Genomic DNA, 20,925 nt, shown 5'->3' with positions numbered 1-20,925 from the left:
ATGGTTGGAGTATAATCATGCCTCTAAAAGAGGTGGATAAACTTGAAAAAGCACAAAACGAATGGCAAAATTCTAAGAGAGGCTCTTCTAGCGGAAGCAGCCAAAGACAGTCCAAGGAATATGAGGAAGTTTTGGTTAAGGTGAATGACATTAAAAATGTTCAAACCGTACAACAACAGATTAAAGATATGGGCTATCGCGCTTCAAGCTTATCAGATGAATTGGAAGCTATGAAAGAAACAACAAAAATGCTGCGTATGGTTTTAGGGGCAATTGGTGCAATATCCTTAGTTGTTGCGGCAATTGGTATTACCAACACCATGGTTATGGCTATCTATGAAAGAACCAAAGAGATTGGTATTATGAAGGTAATTGGTGCTTCCCTTAGAGATATTAAACTTCTTTTCTTGACTGAAGCTGCTTTTATCGGGTTTGCCGGAGGGATAGCCGGTATTTTGGTAAGCTTTGGAGTTTCCAAACTGGTGAATTTTATAGCCATGCAACAGGGCAGTGATATGGCATCGTCCATACCAATATGGTTATATCTAGGTTCTATTGCCTTTGCAACGGTAATTGGTATCCTATCAGGATATTTACCTGCAAAGCGGGCAATGAAACTAAGCGCTTTATCAGCCATTAAAACAGAATAATTTTAATTTTTAAAAACACATTATTTTGTAAAGTTAGAAATAATGTGTTTTTTATTGAAAAATTAAATTTATATCTAAGGGAATTTTGGAAAGACTAAAAAAGTAGAAATGTCAAAATGAAGAAGGATTGATTTTCATGCTGATCCAACTTGCTGCTGCACCGGTATTTTTGGGACTTTTCTATATTTATGTCAGGGACAAATATGAAAAAGAACCTTGGAAAATGCTTTTTTTGGGATTGCTATATGGAATTTATACAACAGCAGTAATTTATGCGGTTGGGTTGGGTCTAGAGAAATTATTTCCTCATCAAGAACTTCCGGTATATACCGCATTTATCAGTTCCGCAGGGGTTGAGGAGGTGATAAAGTATGTATTCCTTGTACTTCTGATATGGAAAAATGGTAATTTCAATGAACCCCTTGATGGAATTGTATATGGTGTTTTTGTTTCTCTGGGGTTTGCTTGGGTTGAAAATATTATATATGTAACACATCCTGTTATGGGAGGTTATACAACAGCCCTATCTAGAGCGGTTCTCTCTGTACCAGGCCATGGGTTATTTGGTGTGCAGATGGGATATTATTTGGGGCTGGCAAAATTCTTCGGTGATAAAAAAAACATGGGATTTGCGCTGCTTGTACCATATTTAGCACATGCTTTATATAATTATTTTCTATTAGAGAAGTTTTCGTTTTTCTGGATTCCCTTTTGGATCTTGGAGGTTTGGTTGTGGTGGTCTGCGTTAAGGCATATTAAACAATTGGTTCGCATTTCGCCTTTCAGAGAATAAAATAGACCTGATTTTATTGTTGCACTTGAAATAAACGGTAAAAAGCGGTATACTGATAAAAATAGGACACTTGGCAGATAATAGAATTAATACGGAGGTCAAGCAGTGATAGAAGCGGTGAGCTGTGGAGGCGTTGTGATCTATAAGTGGAAGATACTTCTCTTATATAAAAATCAAAACGGCAGATACATGGGTTGGGTATTACCCAAAGGCACTGTGGAAGAAGGCGAAACCTATCGGCAGACTGCTTTGCGTGAGGTAAAGGAAGAATCCGGTGCGACCGGCGAAATTATCAAATATGTGGGGAAAACGCAATACACATTTAAAGGTAGTGAAGATACTGTAAGTAAAACAGTTCATTGGTATTTGATGAGTGCCAATTCCTTTTTTTGTAAACCTCAGAGCGAAGAATACTTCGCCGATGCCGGTTTTTATAAATTTCATGAGGCCTATCATTTGTTGAAGTTTAATGATGAACGCCAGATTTTGAAAAAAGCATATTACGAATATAGTGAAATGCGCAAGAATAAGGAATTTCTTAAACGGAAATTTTCCGAAAAAAAACTGTAAAGGAGTAATGTGATATGAAAAAGTGTTTTGAAGTGAAACCTAGCTTTGAAGATTTAAAGGACAAAATTCTTGTTTTGCACAATGATAATGATGATAAAAAGACTCTATTTATTGTGTTGGCAGTAATTGCTGCAATTTTGGCAGTGGTTGCTTTGGGTGTTATTTATTTGTTGAAGACAAAAATGGATGACGAATATGATGAGGACTGGGATTACGACTGGGACGATTTAGAAGACGAATATTGTAATGAAGATGATTGCTGCTGCACAGACAAAGATGTGGATGATTCCGTAAAAGTTGAGCAGATTTAAGAAGATGGGGCGGCAGGTGGCCGGTGTGGTTTTCACTACTGACTGCGCGCCACCTCCCTTTTTTTCTTTTGGTTGGGACAAAAAAATGCAGATAGGACAAAAAAAGACCAGGGGAAGGTGGAGCATGGAGGATAAAATACAACTAATTCGTAAAATTGCGCCGGATTTGACAGAAGAAATGATTAAAAGATACCGTGTTTTAAAGACCGTTCGTCTTTTACAGCCTTGTGGCAGAAGAATGGTTGTACTTGCATTGGGCATGACGGAAAGAACTGTGCGCAGTGAAATTGAACGTTTCAGCGTGCAAAAATTAGTACAGGTTTCTAAAACAGGTATGACGGTTACGGAAGAAGGCATTGAAGTTTTAGATGGGTTGGATAAAATTTTCTCTGTCATGACGGGGTTGTCTGTTTTGGAGGAAAAACTGGCTAAGCTTCTAGGTGTAAAGAGAGTGTTAATTGCCCAAGGGGATGCCGATTGCAGCGAACGCAGCCGCAAGGAAATGGGACAGTTGGCAATGCGTCATCTTCTGGAAAAAACAAATGACAAAAGCTGTATTGCCATCACCGGTGGTACGGCAATGGAGGATCTGGTGCTTGCCACACCGGAAATGACGAAACCAATGGCTAAAATGATTGTACCTGCAAGAGGTAGCATTGGAAGAAAGATGGAATTGCAGGCGGATACCTTGGCAGTAAAACTGGCTGAAAAGCTGCAGTCAGAGTATCGATTATTGCATTTGCCGGATAACTTAAGTGAAACTGCCTTAGAGGAGATGAAAAAGCAACCGGAAATTTTTGAGACCATACAAGAGATGGATAAGGCGAATATTTTGCTTTTGGGTGTGGGCAATGCATTGGATATGGCCGAAAAACGGAGATTGGATGAGGAAGTAAAAGCTTATTTAGCCCAGAACGATGCAATTGCCGAGGCATGCGGATATTATTTTAATCGAAGTGGTGAAGTGCTTTATCGTACACGCTCTATAGCCATTGATTTCAATGAAATTAAAAAAATGGACGAGGTTATTGTTGTTGCCGGCGGGGAGAAAAAAGCCGAAAGCATACTGGCTGTATGTCAAAGTATTCCAAGCGGTGTATTTGTGACAGACGAGGGTGCAGCATTAAAAATGATAAATTTATTGGAAGCATAAATCCTAAAAGCTTTAGAGTTATTTATCATAGGGTATAATGGTTTTTCCATATTCAAAATAAAAAAGAAAAAATTGGGAAAAGTAGTATTATTCTAGAATTAGATGTCACCATTTAAACGTCAATCAGAAAGGAGAATTGATCATGCTGAACAAGAAATCAGTGGATGACTTACAGGTGAAAGGAAAAAAGGTTTTGGTTCGATGCGACTTTAATGTTCCTTTACAGGACGGGGAAATTACCGATGAAAGCAGAATTACAGCCGCCTTGCCTACCATTAAAAAGTTGCTGGAAGATGGAGGGAAGGTTATTCTGTGCTCCCACATGGGTAAACCCAAAGGGGAGGCAAAGCCAGAACTTTCATTGGCACCTGTTGCAAAAAGACTTTCGGAATTATTGGACAAGGATGTGGTTTTTGCAAAGGATGAGGTGGTTGTTGGTGAGAATGCCCGAAAAGCTGTTGCAGCCATGAAAGATGGGGAAGTCGTATTACTGGAAAACACACGTTATAGAAAAGAAGAAACAAAAAACGAAGAAAGCTTCAGCAAGGAACTGGCATCCTTGGCAGATATCTTTGTAAACGATGCTTTTGGCAGCAGTCATAGAGCCCATTGCTCCACGGTGGGTGTTGCAGAATTTGTAAAAGAATCTGCTGTTGGATATCTGATGGAAAAGGAAATCGAATTTTTAGGTAACGCTGTGAATAATCCAAAGCATCCCTTTGTGGCAATTTTAGGTGGCTCCAAGGTTTCTGACAAAATCAATGTAATTAACAATTTATTGGATAAGGTGGATACGCTGATTATTGGCGGCGGTATGGCTTATACCTTCGGGGTGGCAAAAGGCGGCAAGGTTGGGGAATCTTTATTGGAAGCAGATAAGGTTGATTATGCCAAAGAGATGATGGCAAAAGCCGAAGAAAAAGGCGTAACATTATTGCTCCCTGTAGACACAATTATAACGAAAGAATTTAAAAATGATACAGAATTTAAAACGGTTTCAGCACTGGACATTCCCGATGGATGGATGGGTCTGGATATTGGAGAAAAGTCCAGAGAATTGTTTGCAGCAGCAATCAAAGATGCAAAGACTGTGATCTGGAACGGCCCCATGGGGGTATTTGAATTTGAGAATTTTGCAGGAGGTACAAAAGCCGTGGCTCAGGCAATGGCAGATATTCATGCAACAACAATTATTGGTGGTGGAGACTCTGCTGCTGCAGTAAATCAGCTTGGTTTTGGAGATAAAATGACACACATTTCCACAGGTGGCGGTGCTTCTTTGGAATTTTTGGAAGGAAAGGACTTGCCCGGCGTGGTAGCAGTGCAAGATAAATAAGGTTAATCATGAAACACAGGGGGAAAACATTCTTGGCAATGGTATTACTAGGCAGCCTGATTTTTCAGCAAATTGTCTGGGGAAAAACAGTTGTTGTCAAGAATAATGTAGAAGAACAAGAACTAATAAAGCCGGCGGAAGAAATCATAATTTCGCCGACAGATTATATTCCGGTTTTGCTGTATCATCATTTTGCAATACGAGACATGGGTCAGGGAAACGATGTTGTTACCACCCAAGCCGAGCTGGAGGAGCAGATTCGCTATTTAAAAGATCAGGGATATCAATTTATTTCCCTAGAGAGTTTGAAGCAGCTTCTTTGGCGGGTGGAAAAAGAGAAGGTTCCATATAAAGAAATGGGAAAAGACGAAATGTGCCTTGGGTTAAATAACAAATATATTTGTATCACTATGGATGATGGATATGTGAGTAATTATGACTTGGCCTTTCCAATTTTCAAAGAGTATCGTGTCCCTGTCTCTATTTTTGCTGTGACGGACAGCATAACCGAACAAACTGGGTTAAAGAAGTTTACATGGGAGCAAGCAAAAAAAATGGTAGACAGCAAATGGGTTAAAATTTATAACCATACGGCGAACCATGTTCCCGTGGATATGGAAACAGAAGCGGAGTTTTTGGCCGAAGCGGAAAAAGGGGAACTTGCACTGCAAATGTATTTACATCAGGATAGTTGTAAAGCATTGGCATTTCCCAATGGAAGGTTTACATTAAGTTGCCAGGAGAAGCTAAAGGAGATGGGCTTTGACTTGTTGTTTACGACAGAACAAAGAGTGATTACCAAAGGTACATCTCCCTATGAAATACCAAGAATTAATGTGGAATCTGGCTGGAGCGGTCAGGACTTATTGAAAAAGATAGAGTTGGTTGCCAGAAAAAGTTTTGGACCATAAGAGAGGTGAGGATCATGAGAAAGAAAATTATTGCAGGAAACTGGAAAATGAATAAAACACCGAAAGAGGCAGCAGCGTTTTGCAAGGGAATGAAGGAGAAGGTTGCATCCTCTGCGGTTGACGTGGTTTTTTGTGTTCCTTTTGTGGATTTATTTCCCGTTTTAGAGGAGTTGGCGGGAAGCGGAATCGCCGTTGGTGCAGAAAATATGTATTTTGAGGACAGTGGTGCGTACACCGGAGAAATTTCTCCTCTGATGCTAAAGGAGATGGGAGTTTCTTATGTTGTATTAGGGCACTCGGAACGCCGTCAGCTTTTTCATGAAACAGACGACATGGTGAATAAAAAGGTGAAGAAGGCTCTGGAGATTGGGATTACTCCCATTATGTGCTGTGGGGAGACACTGGAGCAGCGAGAAGCTGGAATTACCATTGAGTGGATTCGTATACAAATCAAATGTGGTTTACAGGAACTTACGGCTGAAGAGGTTGAAAAAGTTGTAATTGCCTATGAGCCTATTTGGGCAATCGGTACAGGAAAAACTGCAACCGCTCAGCAAGCGCAGGAGGTTTGTAAAGCCATTCGTCAAGTAGTTGGGGAAGTTTACGGTGAGACTGTTGCGCAAAAGGTAAGAATTCAGTATGGCGGCAGTGTAAACGGAAAAAATGCAGCAGAATTATTTGCAATGGATGATATTGACGGTGGATTGGTTGGTGGAGCCAGCTTGAAAGAAGAATTCCAGGAAATTGTGCACTATCAAAAATAAGGCAAGTGTTGAAAGCAAGGTGATAATATATGGGAAAGAGAACAACAGTTTTAATGATACTGGATGGATTTGGAATCAGCGAAAAGGTGGAAGGTAATGCCATTAAACAGGCAAACACCCCCGTACTGGATGGCATTTTCAAAAAATACCCTTTTGTAAAGGGATATGCCAGTGGTCGTGATGTTGGTTTACCTGAAGGCCAGATGGGAAATTCCGAAGTGGGACATTTGAATATTGGCGCAGGGCGTATTGTATATCAGGAATTAACCCGTATTACAAAAGCCATTGAAGACGGGGATTTTTACGAAAATTCTGCGTTGCTTCAAGCAATTGAGCACTGTAAAGAAAATTCTTCTGCTCTGCATTTATACGGTTTGGTCTCTGATGGCGGCGTGCACAGCCATAATACCCACCTTTATGCATTGTTGCGTTTGGCAAAAAGATATAATTTGGAGAAGGTATATGTCCATGCTTTTTTGGACGGCAGAGATACACCGCCTTCTTCCGGTGTAAATTATGTTGCAGAACTGGCTGAAAAAATGCGTGAAATGGAAGTCGGTGAGTTTGCAACGGTGATTGGGCGATATTACGTCATGGATCGTGATAAACGCTGGGAAAGAGTACAGGAAGCTTATGATGCCATGGTTTTAGGCAAAGGTGCAACGGCTACAGATGCCATAGATGGGATTAAACAGTTTTATGAAAAAGGCAAAACAGACGAATTTATGCCACCAACTGTTGTTGTAGACGAAAAGGGTATGGCAAAAGGGAAAATTTCTGATCGTGATGCAGTTATTTTCTTTAATTTCCGCCCTGACCGTGCCAGAGAAATTACCAGGGCGATGTGCGATCCTGAATTTGATGGGTTCAAAAGAGAAAAAATAGTGCATGATTTGAAATATATATGTTTTACGGAATATGATATTACCATTCCCAATAAAGAGGTTGCTTTTAAGCCTCAAAGGCTCACAAATACATTAGGAAGCTATATTTCTTCTCTGGGATTGAAGCAGCTAAGAACGGCAGAAACGGAAAAATATGCCCATGTTACATTCTTTTTCAACGGCGGTGTAGAGGAGCCAAATCCTAACGAGGATCGTTGGCTGGTACCATCGCCTAAGGTTGCAACTTATGATTTGCAGCCGGAAATGAGTGCGTATGAGGTTACAGAGGGATTGGTTAAGGCAATCCGTTCTCGTGAGTATGATTTGATTATTGTAAATTATGCAAATTCTGATATGGTAGGGCATACAGGCATTATAGAGGCTGCAATCAAGGCCGTAGAGGCTGTGGATACATGTGTCGGCAAGGTGATGGAAGCAATATTGGAAACTGGTGCAAATATATTTTTATGTGCTGATCATGGAAACAGCGATCAGATGATTGACTATGAAACCCATGGACCCTTTACCGCCCATACAACGAACCCCGTTCCCTTTGTACTGATTAATTATACCGATGGTGTGGGATTAAGAGAAGGTGGGAGACTGGCAGATATTGCACCTACCCTTTTAGAAATGATGGGTATCCCTATTCCACAAGAAATGACAGGAAAAAGTTTGCTGATCAGCAAGTAAATATAAGGAGGATGTTACAAATGAAAGGTTTTTTTGAAATTACAGATGTTTATGCAAGAGAAGTATTGGATTCCAGAGGAAACCCTACGGTTGAAGTGGAAGTCATTGTAGATGACAGTATTATCGCCCGTGCAGCGGTTCCAAGCGGCGCTTCTACAGGTGCTTTTGAGGCGGTAGAAATGCGTGACGGTGATAAAAGATATAACGGCACCGGGGTTCAAAATGCTGTGGATAATGTGAATAACATTATTGCAGAAGAAGTCATCGGAATGAATGCCTTAGACCAAGTGTCTGTTGACAAAGCCATGATTGCTTTGGACGGAACACCCAACAAAGGTAAATTAGGCGCAAACGCCATTCTCGGTGTTTCTATGGCAGTGGCAAAGGCTGCGGCAGAAGCTGTTGATATGCCTTTATATCAGTACTTAGGCGGATTTAATGCAAAAACCATGCCTGTTCCTATGATGAACATTATGAATGGCGGTAAGCATGCTGACAACACAGTGGATGTGCAGGAATTTATGATTATGCCCGTTGGAGCACCTTCTTTCAAGGAAGCACTTCGCATGTGTGCAGAGATTTACCATATATTAAAGAAGGTTTTGAAAAATAAGGGTCTTTCCACAGCAGTGGGTGACGAAGGTGGATTTGCGCCTGACCTGCCTACAGCAGACGCTGTAATTGATTTGATTAAAGAAGCAGTTGACGCTAGTGGCTACAAGTGGGACGAAGATATTAAAATTGCTTTAGACCCTGCTATGACAGAATTATATGATGAAAAAGACGGCAAATATCATTTCCCTGGCGAAAGCAAAATGGCCGGCAAAGAAATCGTTAGAACATCCGAAGAGATGGTGGAATTCTGGAAGGCTTTGGTTGCGAAATATCCTATTATTTCTATTGAAGACGGTTTGGCAGAAGAAGATTGGGCAGGCTGGCAGTTGCTGACCAAAGAATTGGGTGACAAGATTCAGTTGGTAGGGGATGACCTTTTTGTTACCAATACGGAACGTTTACAAAAGGGTATTGAGCTGAAGGCGGGCAATGCAATTTTGATTAAGGTAAACCAGATTGGTACCTTGACAGAGACTTTTAATGCCATTCAATTGGCAAACAGAAACAAAATGACCGCTGTAGTTTCCCATAGAAGTGGCGAAACGGAAGACACCACCATTGCGGATATCGTAGTGGCAGTGAATGCAGGGCAGATTAAGACAGGTGCTCCTGCCAGAACAGACCGTGTTGCAAAATACAATCAGCTTCTTAGAATTGAAGAAGAGCTGGATGATGCGGCTGAATATTTGGGCATGAATGCTTTCTTTAATATAAAGTAATAAAAAATACGAACTAAAATTTTTAAGGCTTTTTATGGTATTAATAACATAAAAAGCCTTATTTTTATACACTTTTTAGATGGGATTTTAAGATGGTATAGATTATAACAGTCTAGAATGAACTTAAACAGAGAGTGGTTTTTTATTATATATCCAATGAGATATATCTTTTCAGAGGGGGATTGAGATCATTTACGCGGGTGAGGGGTTAAATCTAAGACAAAATAAAAAATTCTTTCCGGATAATTGATTGAAATATTAATTTTACAACGTAAAAAAGCGGCAATAAACAGAAGTATATTTGCCGCAAGTGAATTCTGAGAATATGTAATGGATTATTTTTGCTCTTCAGTGCTTGGTTCAGGAAAATTTTCTGATCTTGCTTTAAATTCTATAGGGAGTGGATCATCACTCACGACCAATGAGGTTAAAAAGGAACCATAGAGATGATTTACATTTTTACGCCAATTTCTGCAAATTTGTTGTGCCTGCTGCTTTGAAACAACAGAAACACTGATTTCCATAAGAAGGGCACCATCATCATCACAAAGCCCACATTTCACAAGAAAATCACCATTAAATTCGGGGAAATAGTTTGCAGTTACTGCATACTCGGCTCGGATACGTTTACTATTTTCTTTCACATAAATACTGATATCTTCTTTTACGCTTTCTTTTACATGGTTTTGAAAATAGTTAATTACTTCTTCCCCTTCATCCGTTAGGGTATAGCGCGTATTATTATGCTCTTTTGCCTTTTCCAACCAACCTGCATCTACCAATTCTGCAAGATATTGTTGTACGGAAAAATAGTCCATATATTCTTTGTTCAACAAAAACTGACAAATTTCACTATTAGAAAGGGAGATTCCCATTTTTTGCACTAAGTGCAGTATAATCAGTTTATGCTCCGCTAATTGTCGAATGGGATCAGCCACAGTACAGGTCTCCTTTCAAAATATTTTATATTCTAACACAGAATTGGAAAAAAGGATAGGGTTAATTTTAAGGGCAATAGGAATTCCCTTGTTGTATCTTTTTTTCTTTCAGTAAGTGATGTAACTGGTTTAGGACATCTCGTTTTTGTAAGCTCCATAGTGGTGCTAAAAGAGTGTTTTTATCTCCATCTCCTGTAAGCCTATAAATGACAATATCAGGGCGAAGGCGAGAGATACACTGGCAAAGCATTTCTAAATAAACCTCTTTCTCCAGAGGGGTATAATTGCCGGTTTCATATAAATTTGCCAAATCTGTATTAGCAAGGACATGCATGAGCTGCAACTTTATACCATGTATGGGCAGATTATTTATAAAATCTATGGTGTTTAACATATCCTCCGAGGTTTCACCGGGAAGCCCTAAAATAACATGGGCAATGACAGGAATGTGAATGCCATGAAGTTTTTCTACGCTTTCTACAAAGACACTGTTAGGATAACCTCGACGGATAAAATTTGCCGTATCTTCGTTTGCTGTCTGCAATCCCAATTCTACCCAAACTTTAGTTTTAAAAGAAAGCTCTTTTAATAACTCTAAAACATCATCATCTAGGCAATCTGAGCGAGTTGCAATAGAGATACCTGAAATTTCCGGTTGTGCCAAGGCTTCTTCGTATTTTGCCCGTAAAACATCAACGGAGGCATAGGTGTTGGTAAAGGCCTGAAAATAAGCAATATAGCAAGCATTGGGCCATTTTTTAAGAGTTTGGGCCTTCCCTTTTTTAATTTGCTGTGTGATGGAAAGGGAAGCGTCTTCCGCAAAATCTCCTGAGCCGCCGGCACTGCAAAAAATACAGCCGCCAGTGGATAGAGTTCCATCTCGGTTTGGGCAGGTAAAGCCGCCATCCAGAGAAATTTTTGCTGTCTTTTTCCCAAATAGATTCCGATAATATTCATTTAGACTTCGATATGGATATTGAGCCACAGGAAATGCTCCCTTCATCTATTTAGGAAAGGTTTTTTTGCCGCAACCCTTCACACAGTGTCATGACAGCATGCCATTTTCCATCATCTTTGGCTGCATGGCGAATCAAGAGAAGGAAATCCGCCTTACTGCTTTCAAGAAAGGAATGGGCAAGATAAGGAGAATCTTCTTTTTTGCAGGCTGACAGAAAAAGTTGTAAACTCTCATCGGTAATTGCCAAGGGAATGCAGTTTTCCATTTGGATAAGAACTTCTTCCACTGTTTCCTTTCCACAAGGACATTTTGAAAAATAGTAATAAAAGCTGCGGCTGTCAAAAAAAAGCACATGGGATGGCGGAAAATTTCGTCCGTCTGTCATAGTGTCTCTTAATGAATCTAAATATCCGCAGAGATCATTCCAACTAATTGTTTCTTTCATATAATCACCTCAAAACCTTTGGGCTTTGAAAGTAATATGCGCCTGAATAAGAAAAATAATGATGTCAGTTTTTTACTCTACCCAGAGTTTTAGTTCTTTTAGCAAGGCGAAATTGTCTTCGGGAGAAAGAATGCAAAAACGTAAATATTTTTCATCCAAAAAAGTAAATGAGGATGCATCGCGGATCAGCATTTTCTTTTGAATTAATTTTTCAAAAAGCTCTCCGGCGGTAATCTTGTCCGTCAAAAGTTTCATTAATATAAAATTTGCCGAGGAGGGAAATGCCTTTACATTTTTCCAGGAGACAAGCTCAGTGAGTGCTTTTTTACGTTCTTGGGAAATCAGTTTTTGCGTTGCCATATGGAATTCTGTATCTGAAAAAATGATTTCTCCTGCAAATGCAGCCAGGCTATTCACACTCCAAGGGTCTTGATTTGTTTTCAATCGATCTAAAAAGCTTTGATTGGAGGAGACACCATAACCCAAGCGAATCCCGGGAGCTGCAAAAAATTTTGAGGTGCCACGAACAACAAATAAATTATCAAATTTTTCTACCAGAGGAATGGCACAAATTTCATTCAAGTTATCGGAAAATTCAATATAGGTTTCGTCAATCATAACAGAGGCACCTATTTTTTTTGTGTGCTCCATTACTGTTTCTAATTGTGTGGTGGTAAAGGCTGAGCCTGTGGGGTTATTGGGGTTACAAATAACCAGCATACCAATATCCGCTGTTAATGCATCCAGAAGCGCAGGTAAATCAATACAGAAATTATTTTCTTCTTTTAGAGGAAAATAAGAGAAGGAACCGCCACGAAGGGTGATTTCTCTTTCGTATTCAGAGTAGGATGGGCCGATAATGATGCTTTTTTTCGCATGAATCGTTTGAATAAAAGTGGAAATCAACTCCGTAGAACCATTTCCCACTACAATATGTGGGGAATTTGCCCCTGTATATTTGGAGATGGCCTGCCTCAAGGCAGTATATTTTTTGTCAGGGTAGGTGGAAATAATATCTAAATTTTCGGCTAAAGCTTTCTGGGCTGTTTTAGGAAAGCCTAGAGGGTTAATATTTCCACTAAAATCCTTTATTTCATTTTTCGATATACCATATTTTCGTTCAATAGCGTCTAAATCGCCGCCATGTTGATGAATCAGTTGCATCATCCTACGCTCCTTTTAACTAAAAAATTTCGTCTATTTTTTCCAACTCAGTTACCTTTGGGCTCTGCGCCTGAATACGAGGGTAGAGGATATAGGGGTCTCCCGGAAAAATATCGATAACTTCCAATATCATTTGATTTGTTTTTCCAAAGGTAAGAGAAAACAAATCTTCTTTGGCCAGCAATAAATCTTCAAGGTTTTTTCCCGCTGTTTTGTTGATACTCCTTTTTGAACCCAAGGGAGAATAGTCCACAGGGAAATTATTTTCATCAAGAACAGAAAGAAGATAGTCACGATCATCCTCCATGGAAAAGGCGGCACTTAAATCACTGCAAAATTCATCTAACGGCGTTGTGATTTCGATTTCAATCATTTTCCAAAAATCAGGATCGGTTTTTAGAAAGGCCTTTATCGTTAGGATATCTTTTTCTGCACCCATATAAAAAACATGTTCAAAACGGTTAATTTCGATTTCTCGTTCTAATGCCTCTAAAATTTGCTCATAAGAAAGTTTATTGGACAATTTATATTTCTCGTCCTCGTCATTTTTTTTATCAAAGAGCCTTTCACCCAAAGGTGTAAGGGAATAATAACTGGGAGGTGTGAATAGTTCTGTACCAATATTATGCTCCATTATCAGCAAAGCAGATAAATTATTTACCTGATTAAAGAAATTAATCGGTGTAAAAGAAATGGGGCGAATGATACCAAAGAAGCTGCTCATTGGGAAAATAAACCACTTATCAATCATAATTCCGGTAAAAAGAAAAGAGGATATAATTGCTTTATCATCTTCTGTTAACTCGTTTGGAGAGGTTTTCCAGATTTTTTCTATCTCAATATCAACCTGCTTATAAAAATCAATAAAAATACGATCGGTTTCTGTGGGAGAGGAAAGACATTCTTGAAAGAAATTCGGCGTAGCCATTCCTTGATCTAATTCCATAGAAATGGAAAAGCGCTCTGCTGCCAATTCACAGGCTGCTTCCACAGCAGCTTTTAATACTATTTCGGTATCTTGGGCAAAGAATGTGTTGCAATAGGGGGCACGCTGTGCCTTTTTTGTATGAATTGCAGGCATATAAATAAAAAGTCCCATTCTCCAAGCGAGACGTGTTAGATATTCTAAATAAAATTCGCTTTCATGGGAAAGTTTTTTTAATAGCGTGGCTCTATCTTCTTCGACAAAAAACAGATTTTCATTCATTTTACAATCCGGTGCACAAAAATCTGTAATTTTACGCAGATCCTCAATTAAAGGATGCTGCTCCAAAGAGTAGGAAAGAAGCCGAAAAGTACATTCTTTTACATCCTGCCCATCCGAGGGTAAATGGAGTGTGTATTGAAATTCCACTCCCTCCCTTGCTTTTTCTAAATCTTGACTGACAATATTTGCGGGAGATAACAGGGTATCAGCCGCAATTGCAGTGTAATACCATTTTGTGAAAGCCAAGGGGGCTGTTTCTTTTAGCCCTTTTTGACAGGATAGATCCATATGGGCACACATAGAGGTGTAGCCGTTTGAAAACAAGCTCAGCAAGTGACTGTGCTGAGGTTGGGTAATTTGTTCGTGTTTCATTAAAAAACTCCTTTGGGGATTTTAATTTAGTAATTAACAAAGAATATAATTTTTAAAGTAACAGTTTTTAAGATAGCCTGTTTTGATCAAGCTATATTCGTACGAAAGCTTTCTGTGTCTAATTCGGAGAAGTCTGTTTAAATACTTTTAAAAATCTTTGTTAAAGGTCTTGTCTTTCGATTCATCTAAAAATATAATGAAGAAAGACACTTAAAATTTATTTTAACAGAAAAAAGAGTAAAATAAAACATGAAAAGACGAAAATACTATGTCAATTTGTACTGTATGGATACAGAGAGGTATTTGTTTTTGTGCAAAAGACAGATTTCCAAAAAAGTTGCAAGAAATTTAAAATGTTAATGTTGAAAAGAACTGCAAAATATGTTATATTCCTTGTATTGAAAACAAATGTTTTCGTCAAAAAAACAGGAGGAGAAAAAGTGAAGGAAGACAAGAATTTTTTTATTGTGGATAAAAGTGTATTGCCAGAAATATTTTTAAAGGTAATGGAAGTTAAAAATCTTTTAGAAAGCAAGAAAGAAAAAACGGTACAAGATGCTGTGAGCAAAGTGGGAATCAGCCGCAGTGCATTTTATAAGTATCGGGATGCTGTTCATCCTCTCTATGAAAATACAAGAGGGAAAACTGTTACCCTTTCTACGAACTTAGATAATACCCCCGGCCTTTTGTCAGCGGTTTTAAATAGCATTGCAACGGAAGGTGCAAATATTTTGACGATAAACCAAACAATTCCCATCAATGGTATTGCGAATGTTACCATAACGATTGAAACCAACGCTATGCAAGGGGACTTTAGCCGCTTGATTAACCGTATTGAAGGTCTGCAAGGGGTACAGTCATTGAGGATTATAGGCAGAGAATAATTTCTATTGATTTATATATCAAAAGATTTGGTTTTTCAAAGCTCCTCTGGAAGGAGCTTTGTTTTGTCCGTACACATTCCAATATATTAGTGTTTTTTTATGCGCAGTACCATATATTAATTGTTGTAAGAAGTGGAGGATCGTATTATGATACATATTAAGATTCCTGCTACATCGGCAAATATGGGTCCGGGTTTTGACTCAATCGGTGTTGCATTGGAATTGTATAACTATCTTTGGGTAGAGGAAATACCCCGAGGGTTAAATATTGAAGTGAAGCGTAAGCAAGAAATCGAAATTCCTACGGATGAAAGTAATTTGATTTATAAAACCATGAAATATTTTTATGATCAAAAGGGGTTAGCCATGCCAGGAGTGCATATCATTCAAGAGGATTATATTCCTATGGTGAGGGGCTTGGGCAGTAGTGCAGCTTGTATTGTTGGGGGCTTGATTGCTGCCAATGAATTAGCAGGCAGACCTTGCGATAAAGAGGAATTGGCCCAAATGGCTGCAAAGCTTGAGGGACATCCTGATAATTCCAACCCAGCCATTTTCGGCAGTATGGTTGTTGGTGCACTGGACGATAAAAAAATGCAGCATGTGCGCCTTGATTTGCCAGAGGAGTTGGTATTTGCCACTATGGTTCCCAATTTCCCGGTTTCTACAGCAAAATCAAGAGGGGTATTGCCCGATGGATATTCTCGCGGGGAAGTAGTTTTTAATGTATCAAGAGGAGCGCTATTAGTGGCGTCCATTATGAGCGGCAAGCTTGAAAATTTATCTATGGCCATGGAGGATAAAATTCATCAGCCCTACAGAAGTCAGTTGATACCCAATATGGATAGAATTTTTGAACAAGCGAAGGAATATGGTGCAGTCGCTTCTTATCTGAGTGGAGCAGGCTCCACGCTGATGGCTATGGTAATGAAGGAACACGCGGAACAGTTCCAAATTGAGATGTCCAAGTATTTGCAAACCCTTCCCGACCATTGGCAGTTAACGCTTTTAAAGGCGGATTTAGAGGGTGCAAAGGTTGAGACAGAATAACAGGAGGTAAGAACGATGTTGATTGTGCAAAAATATGGCGGCAGTTCTGTTGCCAATGCAGAAAGAGTCTTTAATGTTGCCAAGAGAATTCTGAAAGCAAAAAAAGAAGGCAATGACTTAGTTGTGGTTTTGTCTGCCCAAGGGAAAACGACAGATGGTTTAATTGCAAAAGCAAAAGAAATTAACCCGAAAGCAAACAGAAGAGAAATGGATATGCTTTTGGTTACCGGAGAGCAGCAGTCTGTTGCTTTGATGTCAATGGCAATCAATGCTTTGGGGGGGAGAGCTATTTCTTTGAATGGTTCTCAGGTTGGTATTGAAACAACAAATACGTACAGCAATGCAAGAATTCGTAAAATACAGACAGAGCGTATTGAAAACGAATTGGAAAGAGGCAATGTTGTTCTTGTGACAGGATTTCAGGGTGTGAATACCCTTGGAGATATGACAACTTTAGGTAGAGGTGGTTCCGATACTTCTGCCGTTGCCTTAGCGGCTGCTTTGAATGCGGATGTTTGCGAAATTTATACAGATGTAGATGGCGTTTATACTGCTGATCCAAGAGTGGTAAAAGATGCGCAAAAGCTTGATGAAATCAGTTATGATGAAATGTTGGAATTGGCATCCTTGGGGGCAAAAGTTCTGCATTGCCGTTCTGTTGAATTGGCGAAGAAATATAATGTAAAGTTATCCGTGCTTTCCAGTATGACAGATGCAGAAGGTACAGAGGTGAAGGAGGAATGTAAGATGGAAAGAATGCTGGTTAGCGGTGTGGCAGCAGATAAAAATGTATCCCGTATTTCTATCATGGGCATAAAAGATGAGCCTGGTAAGGCATTTGAAGTATTTACTCTAATGGCAAAGGAAAAGGTAAGCGTAGATATTATTCTTCAGTCAACAGGTCATGATGGAAAACAGGATATTTCCTTTACAATTGGTAAAGATGATTTGGATATTGCCTTAAAGGCTTTAGAAGAAAACAAAGAAAGGTTAACTGCTGAAACGGTTTTACATGATGACAGCGTTGCAAAATTATCTATTGTTGGTGCAGGTATGGCTTCTAATCCCGGTGTAGCGGCAATGTTCTTTGAGTCAATGTATGATGCGGGAGTAAATATTCAGATGATTTCCACATCTGAAATTAAGATAACTGTATTGATTGCGGAAAAAGACATTGATACAGCGATGGTAGCGGTGCATGATAAATTTAAAAATGCCTCTGTAAACATGAGAAAGAATTAATTTATAAAAAAAGGTATCCTTAAATTATTGGGGATACCTTTTTTATGGTTTCTATATTTGGGGGAATGACGTGAGAACATTTTAAACTTACATAACACTTTTTTGGAAAGACAAGCTGACGATAGGCATGTTAAAGCGTTTTAATCGTCACAACGTTGGTTGTTCATAAAAAAATAATGCGTCTGATTTAAATAGTCACGAGCGATATCTAATGCCTCGCCAAAACGCTGGAAGTGAACGACCTCGCGTTCACGAAGAAAGCGTAGGGGTGCAAGGACGTCGGGGTCTTCCGTTAAATCAATGAGATATTCGTAAGTTGCTCTGGCTTTTTGTTCTGCTGCAATCATATAAGAACAACTTAGTGTTAAAAGTTCCAATGAATTTCAATGGGTACATTCCTTGTGCCGGGAATACGTTTGCCGATTGTTACATAGTCAATCAGTGTTTCTACGATTTCCCGCGAAAGGTGTTCTAAGTTGGTGTATTGTTCAATTAATTCTCGGCGGTTATCGCCCGCTTTAATTTTATCCTCAATTTCGGATAACTGCTTCTGCCCGTCACGCACAACACACTCCAATCGTTCTTTTTCTGTGGTGAAGTCTTTGGACAACTCCCCAAAGTCACTCTCGGTAATTAAGCCCTTGACCTTATCCATGTAAAGCTCTTTGACAGCCTTTGCGTATTCTGCAATCTTTTTTTCATAGACTGCAATATCAGAATGTATACGGTCTTTTTGCTCCTGTAAATTTCCGCAAAACTCAATGTTTTGTTCCAGTTCGTTCTTGTCGAGATATTCAGCGGACAAACGATTAAGTTCTGCAATGACGGTTTGCTCCAATTTTTCAACGGAGATAAAAGAGCCGATACAAGCATCCTTTGCTACATGGCGGTTAGAGCATTGTAAGTAATGCGTATTGTGGTTTTTAGAGGAACGCATAATGTAACCGCAGTTGGCGCAGCGGGCTTTTCGTGCGAACAGTCCAATCGTACCAGTATTAAAAGGCTTTGCCCTTTGCTTCCGCAGGGTTTCCACCTTATCCCATAGCTCGCGATCAATAATCGGTTCGTGAGTTCCTTCGACAATATACCATTCGCTTTTAGGACGCGGTTTATTCTGCTTCGTCTTGTAGGATATACTTCCGTATTTTCCTTGTACCATATTGCCGATATAGATTTGATTTTCCAACATATCAGAAATCGCAAAGTATTTCCAAAGAGTGCTGTTTTTCATTTTAGGCTGTTGATACCGTAAGCCATGTAATCGTTTGTATTCAGTTGGATTTGGTATCCCCCGGTCATTGAGCATACGAGCAATCGCAGTTTTTCCGTACCCTTGCGAAAAAAGTGTAAAGACTTCTCGGACGACTGCGGCAGCTTCTTCATCAATAATTAAGTGTCCTTTTTGCTCTGGGTTTTTCTTATACCCATAGAGCGCAAACGCACCGATATGAAAACCGTTTTCCCGTCTGTTCGTTAAAACGCTTTTGATATTATCGGACATATCCTCTAAATACCATTCGTTGACAAGTCCGTTGATTTGCCGGGACTTTTTATTTCCCTTGTTGGCGGTATCTGCGTTGTCAACGATACTCACAAAACGAATACCCCATATAGGAAATAAGCCGTGAATATACTTTTCTACCAATTCCAATTCACGGGTAAACCGTGATTGTGTTTTGCAAAGGATAATATTAAACTTGTGATGTTCCGCGTCCTCTAGCAGTCGGTTAAACTCTGGACGTTTTCGGTCTGCTCCAGCGTAGTCGTCGTCACTATAAATGTTATAGAGTTCCCACCTCTGTTCCATAGCGTATTGTAGCAACATGGATTTCTGATTTTGTATGCTGTTGCTGTCATCAGTTACGGTCTGCTTGTTTCTATCTTCTTCGGATAAGCGGCAATAAATAGCAACTTTCATATTCGTATCTCCTTGAGATAGGAACAAGCCATTTCCCTAAGGTAATTATACCATGTGGAAAACAGCTTGTCATTACCGCTTTACAGCGTATGTCCTTTTGTTTTTTTCTAATCTATTGATAAGCTCAATCCATTTTTGTGTGAATTGCTTTTGTGAAGTGGTGCTTTCGCCGCTTTTGAAAACACTTCTACAAATAGCCTGTTGGCTCTTATTTTGTGCCATAAATTAGCCCCCTTTCAATGGCTAATATCAGTTTATGAATAGCTGCAAGTCCACTATTCTTACAAGATAAAAGGAGTTTTAATTGGCCGGTTTTAACAAAACCTCACGGGAGTTTAACCCCTGCATGGTTCTCATGTAGACCTACCCATTGTCTGCGACGCTTTAAACGCTCGGACTGTGGCTGTAAGGGAGTATCATTATACCTTTTTGCACGTCGTCGCCCGCAAGCCACAACACTTGCTTCGTAAACCCTCAACACTGGGCATTCTGAAAATGCCGGAAATATGAAAACTTTTTTAAAAAAAGTTTTTTAGGAGCTATCCATGCGTTGCACCTCCTGTCAGAAATTCACCAAGTGGGAATTGAGAGAACGGAGGTGCACGACAGCCGACAAGATAGCCCCAAAAACAGCAAAAAACGCCCGATCTCATAAATTGGTCGAGCGAATAGGAATTATAAAATCTATTTAATTGATTTGAGAATTCACACCAAGAGCCATAATATCCCGGTGAGGAAACAAATTTTTTTTTAATTAGATAGGTTGTAAAATGAAGTGGGCCATCTCAATAAGGGCAAAAGAATAGCCCATAATGAAACCTTTCGTGTAGAATGGAGTTGACGAGACAACATTCAAAACGGAGGCAACATTATGAGCTACCACCATCTTACCACATTTGAGCGAGGACGCATACAAGAATTATTATCAGAGGGATATTCTCATCGAACCATCGCTAAAAAACTTAATCGTCATCACTCCTGCATTGATAGAGAAGTGCATAGAAATACCCTTCACGAACGATATGAGTGTGAAGCTGCACAACATTCCTATGAGGTGCGACGAAGGAAAACAAAGCCCAAAGGGAAACGCACAGTCGAATTGCTTGAAAAAATCACAGAGTGCCTATTGGCTACTTGGTCACCAGAACAAATTGCAAACACCGCAACTGCTGGAATGGTTAGCTTCAAAACCATATACCGCTGGTTGTATTCAGGCTTTCTTTCTACTGTTACTATGCGTAATTTGCGGCACAAAGGAAAACGAAGAAAGTCCGAAAAACGTGGTAAATTTTCAATGGGCGTACCAATTTCAGAGCGTCCTTCTGAAGTAAAAAAGAGAGAAACCTTT

General features: G+C 39.5%; 22 protein-coding genes. 14 read left to right on the top strand and 8 right to left on the bottom strand.

Features of this window, described 5'->3' with window-relative positions:
• From P9Q65_RS10875 to eno, 10 genes are all read left to right on the top strand, one after another.
• A partial coding sequence (locus P9Q65_RS10875; RefSeq protein WP_304509446.1) for an ABC transporter permease occupies nt 1–650 on the top strand: 650 nt, incomplete at its 5' end.
• Nucleotides 651–786: 136 nt separating this feature from the next.
• Nucleotides 787–1,443 carry a PrsW family glutamic-type intramembrane protease gene (locus P9Q65_RS10870; protein WP_304509445.1) on the top strand — a complete coding sequence of 219 codons (657 nt, stop codon included), beginning with the start codon at nt 787–789 and terminating at the stop codon, nt 1,441–1,443.
• A gap of 105 nt (nt 1,444–1,548) precedes the next feature.
• Nucleotides 1,549–2,013, top strand: a complete 465-nt coding sequence (locus P9Q65_RS10865; protein WP_304509444.1) for an NUDIX hydrolase — start codon at nt 1,549–1,551, stop codon at nt 2,011–2,013.
• A gap of 14 nt (nt 2,014–2,027) precedes the next feature.
• Nucleotides 2,028–2,324, top strand: a complete 297-nt coding sequence (locus tag P9Q65_RS10860) for a hypothetical protein (RefSeq protein WP_304509443.1) — start codon at nt 2,028–2,030, stop codon at nt 2,322–2,324.
• Nucleotides 2,325–2,448: 124 nt separating this feature from the next.
• Nucleotides 2,449–3,477, top strand: coding sequence for a sugar-binding transcriptional regulator (locus P9Q65_RS10855; protein ID WP_304509442.1), 1,029 nt, complete (start codon nt 2,449–2,451; stop codon nt 3,475–3,477).
• A 142-nt stretch (nt 3,478–3,619) separates the two neighbouring features.
• On the top strand, nt 3,620–4,813 hold the full coding sequence (locus P9Q65_RS10850) for a phosphoglycerate kinase (RefSeq protein WP_304509441.1): 1,194 nt from the start codon (nt 3,620–3,622) through the stop codon (nt 4,811–4,813).
• A gap of 38 nt (nt 4,814–4,851) precedes the next feature.
• The gene (locus P9Q65_RS10845; RefSeq protein ID WP_304509448.1) at nt 4,852–5,724 is read left to right on the top strand and encodes a polysaccharide deacetylase family protein; all 873 of its coding nucleotides are present in this window, start codon (nt 4,852–4,854) and stop codon (nt 5,722–5,724) included.
• Nucleotides 5,725–5,735: 11 nt separating this feature from the next.
• A complete protein-coding gene (gene tpiA / locus P9Q65_RS10840) occupies nt 5,736–6,488 on the top strand; it encodes a triose-phosphate isomerase (RefSeq protein ID WP_304509447.1) in 753 nt (250 codons plus the stop codon).
• A gap of 29 nt (nt 6,489–6,517) precedes the next feature.
• Complete coding sequence (gene gpmI, locus P9Q65_RS10835; protein WP_304509440.1) at nt 6,518–8,065, top strand: 2,3-bisphosphoglycerate-independent phosphoglycerate mutase; 1,548 nt, start codon at nt 6,518–6,520, stop codon at nt 8,063–8,065.
• A 20-nt stretch (nt 8,066–8,085) separates the two neighbouring features.
• Entirely contained in the window at nt 8,086–9,399 is a 1,314-nt protein-coding gene (gene eno / locus P9Q65_RS10830; RefSeq protein ID WP_304509439.1) for a phosphopyruvate hydratase, read from the top strand.
• Between the two features lie 335 nt (nt 9,400–9,734).
• Here eno and P9Q65_RS10825 read toward each other — a convergent pair whose 3' ends face one another.
• The 5 genes from P9Q65_RS10825 to P9Q65_RS10805 form a co-directional block, all read right to left on the bottom strand.
• Nucleotides 9,735–10,337 carry a DUF4364 family protein gene (locus P9Q65_RS10825; protein ID WP_304509438.1) on the bottom strand — a complete coding sequence of 201 codons (603 nt, stop codon included), beginning with the start codon at nt 10,335–10,337 and terminating at the stop codon, nt 9,735–9,737.
• A 67-nt stretch (nt 10,338–10,404) separates the two neighbouring features.
• Nucleotides 10,405–11,322 (bottom strand): TIGR01212 family radical SAM protein, encoded by a 918-nt coding sequence (locus tag P9Q65_RS10820; RefSeq protein WP_304509437.1) that lies wholly within the window; start codon nt 11,320–11,322, stop codon nt 10,405–10,407.
• Between the two features lie 22 nt (nt 11,323–11,344).
• Nucleotides 11,345–11,740, bottom strand: a complete 396-nt coding sequence (locus P9Q65_RS10815; protein ID WP_304509436.1) for a hypothetical protein — start codon at nt 11,738–11,740, stop codon at nt 11,345–11,347.
• A gap of 72 nt (nt 11,741–11,812) precedes the next feature.
• Nucleotides 11,813–12,907, bottom strand: a complete 1,095-nt coding sequence (locus tag P9Q65_RS10810; RefSeq protein WP_304509435.1) for a pyridoxal phosphate-dependent aminotransferase — start codon at nt 12,905–12,907, stop codon at nt 11,813–11,815.
• Nucleotides 12,908–12,923: 16 nt separating this feature from the next.
• The gene (locus tag P9Q65_RS10805) at nt 12,924–14,483 is read right to left on the bottom strand and encodes a hypothetical protein (RefSeq protein ID WP_304509434.1); all 1,560 of its coding nucleotides are present in this window, start codon (nt 14,481–14,483) and stop codon (nt 12,924–12,926) included.
• A 440-nt stretch (nt 14,484–14,923) separates the two neighbouring features.
• Between P9Q65_RS10805 and P9Q65_RS10800 the strand changes: the two genes are divergently transcribed.
• The 3 genes from P9Q65_RS10800 to P9Q65_RS10790 all read left to right on the top strand — a co-directional run bounded on the left by P9Q65_RS10800 (nt 14,924) and on the right by P9Q65_RS10790 (nt 17,659).
• Nucleotides 14,924–15,367, top strand: a complete 444-nt coding sequence (locus P9Q65_RS10800) for an ACT domain-containing protein (RefSeq protein ID WP_304509433.1) — start codon at nt 14,924–14,926, stop codon at nt 15,365–15,367.
• 147 nt (nt 15,368–15,514) lie between these two features.
• Nucleotides 15,515–16,417: a homoserine kinase gene (gene thrB / locus P9Q65_RS10795; RefSeq protein ID WP_304509432.1), complete on the top strand. Its 903-nt coding sequence runs from the start codon at nt 15,515–15,517 to the stop codon at nt 16,415–16,417.
• A gap of 15 nt (nt 16,418–16,432) precedes the next feature.
• Nucleotides 16,433–17,659 carry an aspartate kinase gene (locus P9Q65_RS10790; RefSeq protein WP_304509431.1) on the top strand — a complete coding sequence of 409 codons (1,227 nt, stop codon included), beginning with the start codon at nt 16,433–16,435 and terminating at the stop codon, nt 17,657–17,659.
• Between the two features lie 140 nt (nt 17,660–17,799).
• Here P9Q65_RS10790 and P9Q65_RS10785 read toward each other — a convergent pair whose 3' ends face one another.
• From P9Q65_RS10785 to P9Q65_RS10775, 3 genes are all read right to left on the bottom strand, one after another.
• Nucleotides 17,800–18,006 carry a manganese catalase family protein gene (locus P9Q65_RS10785; protein ID WP_330695361.1) on the bottom strand — a complete coding sequence of 69 codons (207 nt, stop codon included), beginning with the start codon at nt 18,004–18,006 and terminating at the stop codon, nt 17,800–17,802.
• Between the two features lie 17 nt (nt 18,007–18,023).
• Entirely contained in the window at nt 18,024–19,577 is a 1,554-nt protein-coding gene (locus P9Q65_RS10780) for a recombinase family protein (protein ID WP_304509430.1), read from the bottom strand.
• Nucleotides 19,578–19,649: 72 nt separating this feature from the next.
• A complete protein-coding gene (locus tag P9Q65_RS10775) occupies nt 19,650–19,799 on the bottom strand; it encodes a hypothetical protein (protein WP_304509429.1) in 150 nt (49 codons plus the stop codon).
• A 649-nt stretch (nt 19,800–20,448) separates the two neighbouring features.
• On the opposite strand from P9Q65_RS10775, the gene P9Q65_RS10770 reads away from it, so the two are divergent.
• A partial coding sequence (locus P9Q65_RS10770; protein ID WP_304509428.1) for an IS30 family transposase occupies nt 20,449–20,925 on the top strand: 477 nt, incomplete at its 3' end.

It is taken from the genome of Anaerotignum sp., assembly GCF_030625865.1.
In the GTDB taxonomy this organism is placed as follows: Bacteria; Bacillota; Clostridia; order Lachnospirales; family Anaerotignaceae; genus Chakrabartyella.
Note: the sequence above shows the minus strand (reverse complement) of the source record. Positions and strands in the feature narration are given on the sequence as shown.